This window comes from Mycobacterium sp. NGS62, assembly GCF_059812285.1.
Map to the genome: position 1 here is coordinate 705,474 of NZ_JCALCK010000001.1, position 14,221 is coordinate 719,694.

Consider the following 14,221-nt stretch of genomic DNA (forward strand, 5'->3'; position numbering starts at 1 on the left):
GGGAGTTAGGTCGGCGTGTCGACCGGGGACACGCACGTTCGCGGCAAGGGGAGTTCGGGCACCCGGGTGGCGGCCGCGTAGACGGTGTCGCCTTCTTTCAGGCCGAGCGCCTCGGCGTCGCCGCGGGTGATCTGCGCGGTGAACGGACCGCCGGTGGCGGCGTTGGTCAACTCCACCCGGACCTCGAAGCCCAGCATCACCACGCGGTCGATGGTGGCGCGGATGACGCCGGCGGATCTGGCGGCGTCATCGCTGGCGGCGATCTTCATGTCGGGATTGCGCCCGACCCGGATGTCGTGCGGGCGCACCAACGTGCCGTTCAACGAGGACACCGCGCCCAAAAACGACATCACGAAGGCGTTCGCAGGACTGTCGTACACGTCAGCCGGGGATCCGACCTGCTCGATACGACCTTTGTTGAGCACTGCGATGCGATCGGCCACGTCGAGCGCCTCGGCCTGGTCGTGCGTCACCAGCACCGTGGTGACGTGCACCTCGTCGTGCAACCGCCGCAGCCAGGCCCGCAGATCTTCGCGGACCTTGGCGTCCAGCGCACCGAACGGCTCGTCGAGCAGCAGCACGTGCGGGTCGACCGCCAACGCGCGGGCCAGCGCCATACGCTGCCGTTGACCGCCGGAGAGCTGGTTGGGGTAGCGGTTCTGAAAGCCGCTGAGCCCCACCACCTCGAGCAGATTGTCGACTTTTTTCTTGATCTCCGACTTCGGCCGCCGGCGAATCCGCAGCCCGAATGCAACGTTGTCGCGGACGGTCAAATGCTTGAAAGCGGCGTAATGCTGGAACACAAATCCGATGCCCCGCCGCTGCGGTGGCACCCGGGTCACGTCGTGGCCGTTGATCGTCACGGTTCCGGTGTCTGGCCGGTCGAGTCCGGCAATAGCGCGCAACAACGACGACTTGCCCGACCCGCTGGGGCCCAACAGCGCCGTCAGCGAACCGGCGGGCACCGTGAAGTCCACGTCGTCGAGTGCGACGAAGTCGCCGTGACGTTTGTTGGCGCCCCGCACGATGATCGCGTCTGTCCCTGAGTTGGCAGTCATGGAGCCTCCTTGCCGGAACGTCGTCGGATGTCGAGCAAGACCTGAACGATCAGCACCACCACGGACACCCCCATCAGCAATGTCGACAAGGCATACGCACCGTACTCAGCGCCCCGGTTGTAGCGGTCGGAAACCAACAGCGTCAACGTCTGCGATTTCCCCGGCAGGTTCGACGACACCATGAGCACCGCGCCGTATTCGCCGAGAGTACGGGCGATGGTCAACACGATGCCGTAGGTGAGACCCCACCGGATCGATGGCAGCGTGATCCGCCAAAAGGTCTGCCACCAGGTCGAACCCAACGTCGCGGCGGCCTCCTCCTGGTCGGTCCCCAACTCGTGCAACACCGGTTCGACTTCGCGGACCACGAATGGCAGCGTGACGAAGACACTCGCCAGCACGATCCCGGGCAGACCGAAGATGATCTTGAGCCCTAAATCTCTCTCGACGAAGCCCAGCGCGCCGGCCGACCCCCACAACACGATCAGCGCCACACCCACGATGACAGGCGAGACGGCAAACGGCAGATCGATGACGGCCTGCAGCAGACCCTTTCCGCGAAACCGGTTGCGCGCCAACATCAATGCTGTCGGAATACCGAAGACGACATTCAGCGGCACCACGATTGCCACGACCAGCAACGACAATTGCAGTGCCGAGATCGCCGCGGGCGTGCTGATATAGGCGTAGAACTGGCCGACGCCGGGCGAAAAGGTTCGCCACAAAATCACCGCAACCGGAACCACCAGCAACACGGCGACGTAGCCCAGCGCGATGCAACGGATGAGGTAGCGAACGCGCGGCGAGGTCGTCATGCCGACAACTCCTCACGTTTGGCGGCGTATGAACCGACAGTGCGCAAGAGGAACAGCACGACGAATGAGATGCTCAACAGCACGATGGATATCGCGGCCGCGCCGGTGCGGTCGTCGTTCTCGATCAAGGTGCGGATCCACTGCGAGGAGACTTCGGTTTTCCCGGGCACCGCACCGCCGATCAAAACCACCGAGCCGAACTCACCGATGGCGCGCGAAAACGCCAGGCCCGCACCGGTTAGCAACGACGGCGTCAGCGACGGCAGCACCACGGAGGTGAAGATTGTCGCGCTGTTGGCGCCCAGCGACGCGGCCGCCTCCTCGGCCTCGCGGTCGATTTCGAGCAACACCGGTTGGACGGCGCGCACCACGAACGGCAACGTGACGAACGCCAGCGCCACCCCCACACCCCACCCGGTGTGCTGCAGATGCAGTCCGACGGGGCTGTTGGGCCCATAGAGGGCCAGCATCACCAGGCTGGCAACGATGGTGGGCAACGCGAACGGCAGGTCGATGATCGTGTCGACGAGCCGCTTACCGGGGAAATCGTCGCGCACCAGCACCCAGGCGATCATCAGGCCGAACACCAGATTGAGCACCGTGACCCCGGCCGAAATCGTCAGCGTGACCCGAAACGACTCCAGCGCGGCGTTCGAGGTGACCGCCAGCCAAAACGCGCGCCAGCCGCCGTCGACTGCCTGCCAGGCGATCGCGGCCAATGGCAGCAACACGATCACCGACAACCACACCGTCGCCACACCGACCCGCAGCGGGGTGTTGCCGCGGCGCGCCTGAGTCAGGTGCGGTGCGATAGTGGCCGTCATCCGGTGGCCCGCATGTAGATCCGGGTGATGCTGCCGGAATTCTTGTCGAACAACTGCGGGTCCACAGTGTCCCAGCCGCCCAGGTCAGTGATCGTCCACAGCTTCGTCGGTATCGGGAACTGGTCACGGAAATCGGCGGCGACGGCCGGGTCCACCGGCCGGAAACCCGCGTCTGCCCATAACTTCTGGGCTTGTGCGGTGTACTGAAAGTTCTTGAACGCGGTCGCGGTGTCCAGATGCGCGGTGGTGGTCACGACCGCAAGCGGGTTGTCGATCTTGAAGGTCTGCGGCGGGTTCACGTGGGTGATCGGCTTGCCTTGCCGCTCGGTGGCGATGGCCTCATTCTCATAGCTGATCAGCACATCGCCGCTGCCCTGGACGAAGACATCGGTGGCTTCGCGCCCGGATCCCGGGCGCAGTTTGACGTGCTGGCCCACCAGCTTGTTGACGAAATCCACTCCGGCTTGGGGATTTCGTCCTCCGCCACTCTTGACGGCGTACGGCGCCAGCAGATTCCATTTCGCCGAGCCCGAACTGAGCGGACTGGGGGTGATGACCTCTACACCCGGCTTCACCAAGTCATCCCAGTCTTTGATGTTTTTCGGATTGCCCTGGCGTACCACCAGCGTCACCACCGAGCCGAACGGGATGCCCTTGGTGGCGTCCTTGTCCCAGTCTTTGGAAACCTTGCCGGCCTTGACCAGGCGGGTGATGTCGGGTTCGACCGAGAAATTCACGACATCGGCCGGTTTGCCGTCGACGACGCCGCGTGACTGATCCGCGGAGGCGCCATATGAGCTGACCACCTGAACGCCCTTGCCGTCCTCGGAGGCGTTGAACGCGGGAATCACCTTGCTCCAGCCAGGTTCTGGAGCAGAGTAGGCAACCAGTGTGATGCTGACCCGCGCATTGCGCGGGCCGCTGCCGCCGACCACGTCGCTAGGACCACCGTGGCAGGCGGTCGCGACGGCCGCGGCCATCGCGAGGGCGACGACACGCCATCCCCTGATGTGGTTAAGCATCGGTGACCTTTCGGGCTGCGGGAATCGAATCACCGCGACGGAAAGGCCTCGGGTCGTTCAGTGACCAGCACTCGTCAGTTGCACCGACACCGACGCCAGACCGCGCGCGTAGTGGTTCAGCGACGACAGTGCACATCGGCCACAGCGGAATCACCCACGGCAATGAGTGCCAAGACATAGCACTCTCGGTTGCCGGACGCTGCGCGCATGCCGCGAAGCCTAACAGAATCCGCTGCACCGGCATGGTTAGCCGGCAACTCTCAGTGCGTCAGCCACCACATGACGATGACCAGCACCATTAGCAGGACCAACACCAACGTCACCTGCGATCGGGGCATACCGGTCATCGTGGCCCCTCGTCGCCGCCCGGCGACGATGCGCGCCGTGGAACGGCGTGAGGAGGAACCGGGCCATCCGACGGCTGCCGGACGCGGCGCATCAGGCCGATCCCCCCGCCCAGCATGGTGTCCAGCGCCAGCGCGGCGAGGTAGGCCACGACCAGCACAACCGGCATCACCACGACGGTCTGCAGGACGAACCCGAGTCCCGACAACCACAACTCGACGCCGTCCCACCAGCTGAGGAACCCGTTCACCGGGCTTACCCTATGCCGCGCTTCCCACGAATCCAACGTGTCAGGATCAGCGGCTCGGCCGGCAGCTGGCGATCGGGCCTGATTGGCTCACTGGGCAGCCCCGAGTAGACGCCGGACAGGTCCACAGATGATGATGGCGGCATGGTTTTGCACGCCGATTCGACCGAAGAAGCTTCCGAGGAGGTCCCCCCGTTCACCGTCACGTCCCCGGTGCCCTTCACGCCGACCGGGTCGTTGCGGAACCCGTTCCCGCCGATCGCCGATTACGCGTTTCTGTCCGACTGCGAGACGACGTGCCTGATCTCGCCGGCCGGTTCGGTCGAGTGGTTGTGCGTGCCGCGGCCGGACTCACCCAGCGTGTTCGGCGCGATCCTGGATCGAAGCGCCGGCCACTTCCGGTTGGGGCCCTACGGGGTCTCGGTGCCGTCGGCTCGGCGCTACTTGCCCGGCAGCCTGATCATGGAGACCACCTGGCAGACCCATACCGGCTGGCTGATCGTGCGCGACGCGCTGGTGATGGGTCCCTGGCATGACATCGAACGGCGGTCGCGCACGCATCGTCGTACCCCGATGGACTGGGACGCGGAGCACATTCTGCTGCGCACGGTGCGCTGCGTGTCGGGCACCGTCGAGTTGATGATGAGCTGCGAGCCGGCGTTCGACTACCACCGCGTGGGGGCGACCTGGGAATACTCGGCCAATGCCTACGGCGAAGCCATCGCTCGGGCCAAACACAACCCCGACGCCTATCCGACGCTGCGCCTGACCACCAACCTGCGGATCGGACTGGAGGGCCGCGAGGCACGAGCACGCACCCGGTTGAAAGAGGGCGACGACGTGTTCGTCGCGTTGAGTTGGTCCAAACATCCTGCGCCGCAAAGCTATAAAGAGGCTGCCGACAAGATGTGGCAGACCACCGAGTCATGGCGACAGTGGATCAACATCGGCAACTTCCCGGACCACCCATGGCGGGCCTACCTACAGCGCAGCGCGCTGACTCTGAAAGGTTTGACGTATTCGCCTACCGGCGCGCTACTGGCTGCCAGCACCACCTCACTGCCGGAAACACCTCAGGGCGAACGTAACTGGGACTACCGCTACGCCTGGATCCGCGACTCCACCTTCGCGTTGTGGGGCCTCTACACCTTGGGTCTGGATCGCGAAGCCGACGACTTCTTCTCGTTCATCGCCGACGTGTCCGGCGCCAACAACGGTGAACGCCATCCGCTGCAAGTGATGTACGGCGTCGGCGGCGAACGCAGCCTGGTCGAAGAAGAGTTGCACCATCTGTCCGGCTACGACCATGCGCGCCCAGTCCGAATCGGCAACGGCGCCTACAACCAAGCGCAGCACGACATCTGGGGTGCCATCCTGGACTCGTTCTACCTGCACGCCCGATCCCGTGAGCAGGTCCCCGAGACGCTCTGGCCGGTGCTGAAAAAGCAAGTCGAAGAAGCTTCGAGACACTGGCGTGAGCCCGACCGCGGCATCTGGGAGGTCCGTGGCGAACCGCAGCACTTCACCTCGTCAAAGGTCATGTGCTGGGTGGCGCTGGACCGCGGCGCCAAGCTGGCCGAGCGGCAGGGCGAGAAGAGCTACGCCCAGCAGTGGCGGGCCGTTGCCGAGGAGATCAAGGCCGACATCCTCGAACACGGGGTGAACCCCAGCGGCGTGTTCACCCAGCACTACAACACCGACGCGCTGGACGCGTCACTGCTGCAGGTGGTGCTCACCCGGTTCCTGCCGCCTGATGACCCGCGGGTGCGCGCGACCGTGCTGGCCATCGCCGATAACCTCACCGAGCAAGGCCTGGTGTTGCGCTACCGCGTGGAGGAGACCGACGACGGCCTGACCGGCGAGGAAGGCACGTTCACCATCTGCTCGTTCTGGCTGGTGTCGGCGCTGGTCGAGATCGGCGAGGTCAGCCGCGCTAAGCACCTGTGCGAGCGGCTGCTGTCCTACGCCAGCCCGCTGCACCTCTACGCCGAGGAGATCGAGCCGCGCACCGGCCGGCATCTGGGCAACTTCCCGCAGGCGTTCACCCACCTGGCGTTGATCAACGCCGTGGTGCACGTGATTCGCGCCGAGGAAGAAGCCGACTCCACCGGCGGATTCCAGCCCGCCAACGCCCCGATGTAGGCCGCGTTGTTGTGCGAGCGTGCGTGTCCCCGATCGACACGCCGGGGTGGAACCCGGGAACACGCACGCTCGCGCAGCAGTTAACCGCTATTTCTTCGCCTTGTCCCCCGCCGCGTCTGCCGACAGCGCCGCGACGAAAGCCTCCTGCGGCACGTCGACCCGGCCGATGGTCTTCATCCGCTTCTTGCCTTCCTTCTGCTTTTCCAGCAGTTTGCGCTTACGCGTGATATCACCGCCGTAGCACTTCGACAGCACGTCCTTGCGGATCGCGCGAATATTCTCCCGCGCAATGATTTTCGATCCGATTGCGGCCTGCACCGGCACCTCGAACTGCTGACGTGGGATGAGTTCCTTGAGCTTGGTGGTCATCTTGTTGCCGTAGGCAGCCGCGGCGTCCTTGTGCACGATCGCGCTGAACGCGTCGACGGCCTCACCCTGCAACAGGATGTCGACTTTGACCAGGTCGGCCTCCTGCTCGCCGGCTTCCTCGTAATCGAGGCTGGCGTAGCCGCGGGTGCGCGACTTCAACGAGTCGAAGAAGTCGAAGATGATCTCACCCAGCGGCATCGTGTAGCGCAGCTCCACCCGTTCTGGTGACAGATAGTCCATGCCGCCGAGCTCGCCGCGGCGAGACTGGCACAGTTCCATGATCGTGCCGATGAACTCGCTCGGCGCGATGATCGTGGTTTTGACGACAGGCTCGTAGACGGTGCGGATCTTGCCCGACGGCCAATCCGACGGGTTGGTCACCACCATGCGTTCGTCGGCCCCGCCTTCCACGACCACCTGGTAGACCACGTTGGGTGAGGTCGAGATCAAATCGAGGTCGAACTCACGCTCCAGCCGCTCGCGGGTGATCTCCATGTGCAGCAGGCCCAAAAACCCGCACCGGAACCCGAAACCCAGCGCCACCGACGTTTCCGGTTCATAGGTCAACGCGGCGTCGTTGAGCTGCAATCGATCCAGCGCATCACGCAGAACTGGATAGTCGGAGCCGTCGACGGGATACAGGCCGGAGTACACCATCGGCTTGGGTTCGCGGTAGCCGGTCAGCGCCTCGGCGGCGCCGTGGCGCGCGGTCGTCACGGTGTCGCCGACCTTAGATTGGCGCACGTCTTTGACACCGGTGATCAGATAGCCGACCTCCCCGACGCCGAGGCCGGCGGTGGCTTTCGGCTCGGGTGAGACGATGCCGACTTCCAGCAGTTCGTGGGTGGCGCCGGTGGACATCATCGCGATCTTCTCGCGCGGGGTGATCTTGCCGTCGACCACCCGCACATAGGTCACCACCCCGCGATAGATGTCGTAGATGGAATCGAAAATCATTGCCCGAGTAGGTGCTTCGGCATCACCGGTGGGCGGGGGGACCTGCTTGACGACGGCGTCGAGCAGCTGCGCCACCCCCTCACCGGTCTTGCCGGAAACGCGGAGCACGTCGTCGGGTTCGCAGCCGATGATGTGGGCGATCTCGGCGGCGTAGCGGTCGGGGTCAGCGGCGGGCAGGTCGATCTTGTTGAGCACCGGAATGATCACCAGGTCGCGGTCCAGCGCCAGATACAAGTTGGCCAGCGTCTGCGCCTCGATGCCCTGGGCGGCGTCGACCAGCAACACTGCTCCCTCGCAGGCGGCCAGCGCCCGGGACACCTCGTAGGTGAAGTCGACGTGACCCGGGGTGTCGATCAGATGCAAGACGTGGTCGGTGTCCCCGACCCGCCAGGGCAGCCGCACGTTCTGCGCCTTGATGGTGATTCCGCGCTCGCGCTCGATGTCCATCCGGTCCAGGTATTGCGCGCGCATCGACCGTTCATCGACGACGCCGGTGAGCTGCAACATCCGGTCGGCCAGCGTGGATTTGCCGTGGTCGATATGGGCGATGATGCAGAAGTTCCGAATCTGCGCCGGCGCGGTGAACGTTTGGTCGGCGAAACTGCTGATGGGAATCTCCTGGTGGACTCATACGTGGGCGTCCATCCAGGGTATCGAGGCAACCAGGTCGAGACACAATCGCGCCGAGCGCCGCTCGCACCGACGTGACGAGGCGAAAATAACTCCGGCCCCGGTCGCGCGCACGCGGCCGGGGCCGGAGACCCCCGTCCGGCGGGTTACGGGCGATGCAAACCGCCGGACATGCGTTGCCCGACCCCCTCCCTCCCACGCCCCCTGCGCGGGGGTCGAGCAACCCACTTCACTGCCTCACCTCAACAGATAAGGCCAACCCTCAGTGCACAAAGGTTTGGTTACCAACCGTGCATGAGCCTAATAGTCAGCTGAGAGGAATATCGAAGATTCGTGAGAAAACTCGTGCAGGATCTCATCCCCGGCTGGGGAGGCAGGATGCGGCCATTTGTTGGACGCGCGTACAATTTCGTCGAGCAAACCCGCTGAATGCTGCGGCCGTGGCGGAGACCCACGTGGGCCTGCTCAGGAGGCCCACGGTTCCGACGAGCCGGTCGGTTCGGGCCGCTCTCGCCTATGCTGCGAACATGGCGTCCCCACGCAAGCCACAGTGGAAGACGTTGCAGCGCTTCGCGGAGAACCTGGTGTTCAACGAAGCACCGAAGTTCATCCGCCAGCTGCAGAGTTCGCCGACGATGCAGCGCGGCATTCAGCAAGGCCTCAGGATCGGCATGGAGGTCTTCGCCGGCGGCACGTCATCGCCACCAGCTGAGATCGCCATCGGCCGCCCGGTGACCAATAACAGCGTCCCGACCGCGCACCGGGCCCGCAAGCTGGTCTATGCCCCCGATTTGGACGGGCGGGCCGATCCCGGCGAAATCGTGTGGACCTGGGTGGTCTACGAGGACGACCCCAGCCGGGGCAAGGACCGCCCGGTGCTGGTGGTGGGCCGCGACCGTCGCACCTTGCTCGGACTGATGATGTCCAGCCAGCATCGGCACGCCGCTGATCCCGATTGGGTCGGCATCGGCAGCGGGAGCTGGGACGACGAGGGACGGGAGAGCTGGGTCCGGTTGGATCGGGTGCTCGACGTACCCGAGGAGGGAATCCGTCGCGAGGGCGCCATTTTGGCGCGCGACACTTTCGATGTGGTGGCCGCCCGGTTGCGGGCCGACTATTCGTGGAGCTGACGCGAGCCGGTCAGCCCTGGGTGATGTAGGACTGCAGCTGGGCCTGCTCGGCCTCGAGTTCTTCCATCCGGGTCTTCACGACGTCACCGATACTGACGATGCCGATCAGCTCTCCGTTGTCCAGTACCGGCACGTGCCGCACCCGGTTTTCGGTCATCAGCATGCTGATGCTGTCAACAGTGTCTGCCTTGCCGCAGGTGGCGACGACGGCCGTCATGATCTTCGAGACCGGCCGAGAAAGTATCGAAGCGCCGTGGGTGTGCAGCTGACGTACGACGTCGCGCTCGGAAACGATGCCGGCGACGCCGTCTGGCCCTACCACCACCATTGCGCCGATGTTGTGCCCGGCCAGCCCGGCAAGCAGTTCGGTCACCGGCGCGTCGGGGTTGACGGTGACCACCGCCGCACCTTTGTTCCGCAACACATCTGCAATCCGCATCGAGGCCTCCCGCGTTGTGATCCGGTTCACACCAGGCTACGGACATCTCCGTCGGTGCGAAAGCGACCGGCGAAAATCGCCGCCGCCGACCGGACACGAACACGCTCCGCGAAGCGACGCCGATCGCGTGCTGCGAGCTGGCCGTCGCCGCGTACGTGGAATTTGGCCGGTATCCAAGGTGATGTGCCTAGCGCACGATGACAACTGAAATCGCAAGCGGCACAGGCTAATCCTCGATTACGAGGGCGAACGCTTGGAATGTGTGACATACCTGACGTCATGATCGAAATCACGCTGCTTGGTACCGGAAGTCCTATCCCCGACCCCAACCGAGCCGGGCCCGCCACCCTGGTGCGAGCCGGCGGACAGCTGTTTTTGACAGACTGCGGGCGCGGAGTGCTGCAGCGGGCAGCGGCAGTCGGGGTGGGCGCCAACGCGCTATCGGCGTTACTGCTCACCCACCTGCACAGCGACCACATCGCCGATCTGGGCGACGTCCTGATCACCCGCTGGGTCAGCACCTTCGGCTCCGAACCAGCGCCGCTGCCGATCATCGGGCCGCCGGGCACCGCAGAGGTCGTCGAGGCCACCCTGAAAGCGTTCGGCCACGACATCGGGTACCGGATCGCCCACCACGCCGATCTGACCGCGCCGCCGCCGGTCGAGGTACACGAGCACACCGAAGGCTCGGTGTGGGCCCACGACGGTGTCACGATCCGGGCGGCTCCCACCGATCATCGGCCGGTGGCGCCCACTATCGGGTTTCGGATCGAATCCGACGGTGCGTCGGTCGTGCTGGCCGGGGACACGGTGCCCTGTGAAAGCGTCGACCAGCTGAGCTCTGGTGCTAACGCTTTAGTGCACACCGTGATTCGCGAAGATCTCATCATGCAGTTGCCGCAGCAGCGGATCAAGGACATCTGCGACTACCACTCGTCGGTCGAGCAGGCCGCCGCCACCGCCAAGCGCGCCGGGGTCTCCACCCTGGTGCTGACGCACTATGTGCCGGCCATCGGGCCGGGGCAGGAAGACCAGTGGCGGGCACTGGCCGCCGCGGAGTTCGACGGGCGGATCGAGCTCGGCGACGACCTACACCGCGTCGACGTCGGGCCGGGTGGCTGAAGGGCGACTGCGCCGGCGCGGTTCACCCGGCGCGGCACCCGAGCGCGGCAGCGTTTGAGCAGGTCAGCGTCGGTGACCTGGCCCGCGGTAGTGGTGCGATCGACGTGGGCGAGCTGTCGACCGGCGCTTGGCGGCGGTAGCGTTGGTCGCACAGTGCCGGGCTCGGCTTTGGGAGAGCGGCCCATCGGCTGATAACCTGGTCATTCGCTGCCCAGCTGCCCGGCACCTGGAGCCTGAACCCCCATCGAGATCGACGAAGGAACTAACGCGTGGCCAACATCAAGTCGCAGCAGAAGCGCAACCGCACCAATGAGCGCCGCCGGCTGCGCAACAAATCGGTGAAGTCGTCGCTTCGCACGGCTGTCCGCGCGTTTCGCGAGGCCACCGAGGCCGGCGAGAAGGACAAGGCTGCCGAACTGCTGGTGTCGACCAACCGCAAGCTGGACAAGGCGGCCAGCAAGGGCGTCATCCACCAGAACCAGGCCGCCAACAAGAAGTCGGCGCTGGCCCGCGCCTTCAACAAGCTCTGAACTACCGCACCGGGCGCTAGCGCTGCACGACTATCCGGCTTGTCCTCGTAACCGGCCGGAACCTCCACTCCGGACCGACCGGCCCGCATCGTCACCGGCGGCTAATTCGGCAACCGTCCGCACCGCGGCTTCCAGCGCGTAATCTGCGTCGGCGGCCGCCCCCTTGACATCGGCGTTCAGCGAGGCAACCAGCCTCATCGCCGTCGCCACCATGTCACGTGACCAACCCCGGGCCTGTTTCTGCGCCTTCTGCACTCGCCAGGGCGGCATCCCGAGCTCGCCCGCCAGCCGGTAAGGATCACCGGACTGGGAGCCCACCCGCCCGATGCTGTGCACGGCCTCGGCCAGCGCATCGGCCAGCACCACATGCGGCTCCCCGCGCATCATCGCCCACCGCAGGGCCTCCACGGCTCCTTCGACGTCGCCGATCACCGCCTTGTCGGCGATGTCGAAACCTTTCACCTCGGCTTTGCCGCTGTGATAGCGGCGCACCGCGGCGGCGTCGACGCGACCTCCGGTATCGGCCACCAATTGTGAACAGGCCGAGGCGAGTTCACGCACATCAGAGCCCACGGCGTCGAGCAGCGCGGCGACCGTATCCTGGTCGACTTTGGCCCGCAGCGAGCGAAATTCGTTGCGGACGAAATCGGCACGCTCGCCGGCTTTGGTGATTCGCGCACACGGATGCACCTGCGCGCCCAACGACTGCAACTGAGTGGCCAACGCTTTCGCCCGCCCGCCACCCGAGTGCACGACGACGAGCACCGTGCCGGACGGGACGTCGCCGGCAGCGGCGGCAATCAATTCAGCGGCATCTTTACCGGCCTCACCGGCGGCTTCGAGGACCACGACCCGCTCGTCGGCGAACAGCGACGGGCTCAGCAGCTCGGCGAGTTCGTAAGTGTCGACTTCGCCGGCCCGCAGCCGGCTCACTGGCACGTCGTCGGTGCCGGCCCGCTGCCGCGCGGCACGCAGCACTTCGCCGACGGCGCGCTCGACCAGTAATTCCTCGTCACCCAGTACGAGGTGCAACGCCTGGCTCACCACTCGATCGTGTCACGCCCGACCGACAGCGACCCCGTCGGCGCCAAGCCCGACAGCGACCAGGCCACTAGGCCCACAGCGCCGACCGCAGCCGCCACCCGAAACCATCGCCAGCGCCACAGCACCACGGTCAGCACCGCGAGGGCGCTGACGAGCACGACGCCTTGGAACCCGGCCGGGACCGGCACGCTGGCGGCCGGTACCGCGGCCGCCCAGTGCGCGATGTGCAACACCCACCACAGCTCCGGACCGGTGAACCGGATCAGCAGTTGTGCGCCGGCCGGCCAGAGCAGGCACAGCGCGGCTGCAGCGCTACCCATCACGGTGATCGGCGCGATCAGCGCCGCCACCGCCAGATTGGCGGCCGCGGACACCAGGCTGACCTGGCCGGAGATCCCGGCGACCAGTGGCGCCGTCACCAGCTGCGCCGCACACGCCACACAGATCGCGTCCGTCAACGGTTTAGGCCAGCCGGCCGACACCAGCCGCCGCGACCAGACCGGCGCAATGACCACCAGCGCCGCCGTGGCTAGCACCGACAGCGCGAAACCAACGTCGACCGCCAACTGAGGAGCGGCGACCATCAACACCAGCACGGTGGCCGACAGTGCGGGAATCGCCTGGCGCCGCCGGCTCGACAGCACCCCCACCAGCGCGATGGCGCCCATCACGGCGGCGCGCAACACGCTGGCAGTGGGTTGCACCACGACGACGAACACCACCAGCGCACAAGCGGCGAGGGCCACCGCAGATCGCGGCCCGATCAGCCGTGCCGAAAACAGCACCGCGCCGCACACGATCGTCACATTCGCCCCGGATACCGCCATGAGATGCGTCAGCCCCGCCACCCGGAACTCTCGGCTCGTCGCAGGGGTGACCTGCGAGGTGTCGCCGAGGACCAGGGCGGGCAACATCGCCGCCTGGTCGGTCGGCAACACTCGACGTGCTGTGCCGGCAAACTGAGCGCGCACGCCATGCGCAGCCCGGTACACCGGCCCGGCACGTCCCATAGTCGGCTCGCCGATCGCGTTGAGCACCGCAACCGTCAGGTCATGGCGGGCGGGACGGGTGATCCGTGCCCGGAATTGCGCCGGCTGGCCCACCATCACCTCCCCAAACGCCTGCGCCGGCGCGAAAACGACTACCCGGCCGGATATCTCGTCGCCCGCGAGGCGCTGCAGCTTCGCGCGGAACATCAGCCGGCCGCGGCCCAGCGGCACCGCGCTTTCGCTCGGTATGACCGTCACTTTCGCGGCCGTCCCGAACGCCGCAGTAATCGGGTGGTGCGCGGCTGCCGCCGCGCGTAATGCGATTGCGAAACCGAATCCCGCGCCCACGACCCCGATCGCGGCCAGGCTGATGCCGAGGGTCCGCAGGTGTGGCTTGCGCGCCAGCAGTGCTCCCGAGGCAGCGCTGACTACGCACAGTGCGGCAACGACATTGCCGATCGGCCAGACGATCCCGGCGGCGGTGACTACCCACCCGGCCAGTGCGGCGGGCACCAACCGCACGTCGAGCCGCGCGGCCGGCGCATCGGCCAGCAACGG

13 protein-coding genes and 1 pseudogene are annotated in these 14,221 nt (G+C 66.0%); 4 read left to right on the plus strand and 10 right to left on the minus strand.

The window, feature by feature from the left end; translation table 11 throughout:
* Positions 1-5: 5 nt before the first annotated feature.
* The 6 genes and pseudogenes from AC5Y49_RS03295 to AC5Y49_RS03320 all read right to left on the minus strand — a co-directional run.
* The gene (locus AC5Y49_RS03295; RefSeq protein ID WP_499884341.1) at positions 6-1,058 is read right to left on the minus strand and encodes a sulfate/molybdate ABC transporter ATP-binding protein; all 1,053 of its coding nucleotides are present in this window, start codon (positions 1,056-1,058) and stop codon (positions 6-8) included.
* The gene (gene cysW / locus AC5Y49_RS03300) at positions 1,055-1,873 is read right to left on the minus strand and encodes a sulfate ABC transporter permease subunit CysW (RefSeq protein ID WP_499884342.1); all 819 of its coding nucleotides are present in this window, start codon (positions 1,871-1,873) and stop codon (positions 1,055-1,057) included. Before cysW ends, AC5Y49_RS03295 begins: the two co-directional genes overlap by 4 nt.
* The gene (gene cysT / locus AC5Y49_RS03305; protein WP_499884343.1) at positions 1,870-2,697 is read right to left on the minus strand and encodes a sulfate ABC transporter permease subunit CysT; all 828 of its coding nucleotides are present in this window, start codon (positions 2,695-2,697) and stop codon (positions 1,870-1,872) included. Before cysT ends, cysW begins: the two co-directional genes overlap by 4 nt.
* Positions 2,694-3,677: a sulfate ABC transporter substrate-binding protein gene (locus AC5Y49_RS03310; RefSeq protein WP_499884639.1), complete on the minus strand. Its 984-nt coding sequence runs from the start codon at positions 3,675-3,677 to the stop codon at positions 2,694-2,696. Before AC5Y49_RS03310 ends, cysT begins: the two co-directional genes overlap by 4 nt.
* Positions 3,678-3,835: 158 nt before the next feature.
* Entirely contained in the window at positions 3,836-3,928 is a 93-nt protein-coding gene (locus AC5Y49_RS03315; RefSeq protein ID WP_419866436.1) for an Ms4533A family Cys-rich leader peptide, read from the minus strand.
* A 203-nt stretch (positions 3,929-4,131) separates the two neighbouring features.
* Positions 4,132-4,314 (minus strand): annotated as a pseudogene (locus AC5Y49_RS03320) (hypothetical protein); the annotation flags it as partial.
* 141 nt (positions 4,315-4,455) lie between these two features.
* Here AC5Y49_RS03320 and AC5Y49_RS03325 point away from each other — a divergent pair.
* Positions 4,456-6,453, plus strand: a complete 1,998-nt coding sequence (locus AC5Y49_RS03325; protein WP_499884344.1) for a glycoside hydrolase family 15 protein — start codon at positions 4,456-4,458, stop codon at positions 6,451-6,453.
* 87 nt (positions 6,454-6,540) lie between these two features.
* Here AC5Y49_RS03325 and lepA read toward each other — a convergent pair whose 3' ends face one another.
* Entirely contained in the window at positions 6,541-8,394 is a 1,854-nt protein-coding gene (lepA, locus tag AC5Y49_RS03330; RefSeq protein WP_499884640.1) for a translation elongation factor 4, read from the minus strand.
* 542 nt (positions 8,395-8,936) lie between these two features.
* Between lepA and AC5Y49_RS03335 the strand changes: the two genes are divergently transcribed.
* Positions 8,937-9,539, plus strand: coding sequence for a type II toxin-antitoxin system PemK/MazF family toxin (locus AC5Y49_RS03335; protein ID WP_499884345.1), 603 nt, complete (start codon positions 8,937-8,939; stop codon positions 9,537-9,539).
* Between the two features lie 10 nt (positions 9,540-9,549).
* On the opposite strand, the gene AC5Y49_RS03340 is transcribed toward AC5Y49_RS03335, so the two are convergent.
* Complete coding sequence (locus AC5Y49_RS03340) at positions 9,550-9,978, minus strand: CBS domain-containing protein (protein ID WP_499884346.1); 429 nt, start codon at positions 9,976-9,978, stop codon at positions 9,550-9,552.
* 279 nt (positions 9,979-10,257) lie between these two features.
* Between AC5Y49_RS03340 and AC5Y49_RS03345 the strand changes: the two genes are divergently transcribed.
* Together AC5Y49_RS03345 and rpsT are read left to right on the plus strand one after the other, a co-directional pair.
* Complete coding sequence (locus AC5Y49_RS03345; RefSeq protein WP_499884347.1) at positions 10,258-11,100, plus strand: ribonuclease Z; 843 nt, start codon at positions 10,258-10,260, stop codon at positions 11,098-11,100.
* Between the two features lie 269 nt (positions 11,101-11,369).
* The gene (rpsT, locus tag AC5Y49_RS03350; protein WP_499884348.1) at positions 11,370-11,630 is read left to right on the plus strand and encodes a 30S ribosomal protein S20; all 261 of its coding nucleotides are present in this window, start codon (positions 11,370-11,372) and stop codon (positions 11,628-11,630) included.
* 30 nt (positions 11,631-11,660) lie between these two features.
* Here rpsT and holA read toward each other — a convergent pair whose 3' ends face one another.
* Positions 11,661-12,662, minus strand: a complete 1,002-nt coding sequence (gene holA / locus AC5Y49_RS03355) for a DNA polymerase III subunit delta (protein WP_499884641.1) — start codon at positions 12,660-12,662, stop codon at positions 11,661-11,663.
* Positions 12,663-12,670: 8 nt separating this feature from the next.
* Positions 12,671-14,185 carry a ComEC/Rec2 family competence protein gene (locus AC5Y49_RS03360; protein ID WP_499884642.1) on the minus strand — a complete coding sequence of 505 codons (1,515 nt, stop codon included), beginning with the start codon at positions 14,183-14,185 and terminating at the stop codon, positions 12,671-12,673.
* Positions 14,186-14,221: the final 36 nt, after the last annotated feature.

Bases quoted from the DNA above. Each gene is read 5' to 3' on its own strand.
- AC5Y49_RS03295 (WP_499884341.1), bottom strand. From the start codon at position 1,058: ATGACTGCCAACTCAGGGACAGACGCGATCATCGTGCGGGGCGCCAAC.
- cysW (WP_499884342.1), bottom strand. From the start codon at position 1,873: ATGACGACCTCGCCGCGCGTTCGCTACCTCATCCGTTGCATCGCGCTG.
- cysT (WP_499884343.1), bottom strand. From the start codon at position 2,697: ATGACGGCCACTATCGCACCGCACCTGACTCAGGCGCGCCGCGGCAAC.
- AC5Y49_RS03310 (WP_499884639.1), bottom strand. From the start codon at position 3,677: ATGGCCGCGGCCGTCGCGACCGCCTGCCACGGTGGTCCTAGCGACGTG.
- AC5Y49_RS03315 (WP_419866436.1), bottom strand. From the start codon at position 3,928: ATGCGCGCAGCGTCCGGCAACCGAGAGTGCTATGTCTTGGCACTCATT.
- AC5Y49_RS03325 (WP_499884344.1), top strand. From the start codon at position 4,456: ATGGTTTTGCACGCCGATTCGACCGAAGAAGCTTCCGAGGAGGTCCCC.
- AC5Y49_RS03335 (WP_499884345.1), top strand. From the start codon at position 8,937: ATGGCGTCCCCACGCAAGCCACAGTGGAAGACGTTGCAGCGCTTCGCG.
- AC5Y49_RS03340 (WP_499884346.1), bottom strand. From the start codon at position 9,978: ATGCGGATTGCAGATGTGTTGCGGAACAAAGGTGCGGCGGTGGTCACC.
- AC5Y49_RS03345 (WP_499884347.1), top strand. From the start codon at position 10,258: ATGATCGAAATCACGCTGCTTGGTACCGGAAGTCCTATCCCCGACCCC.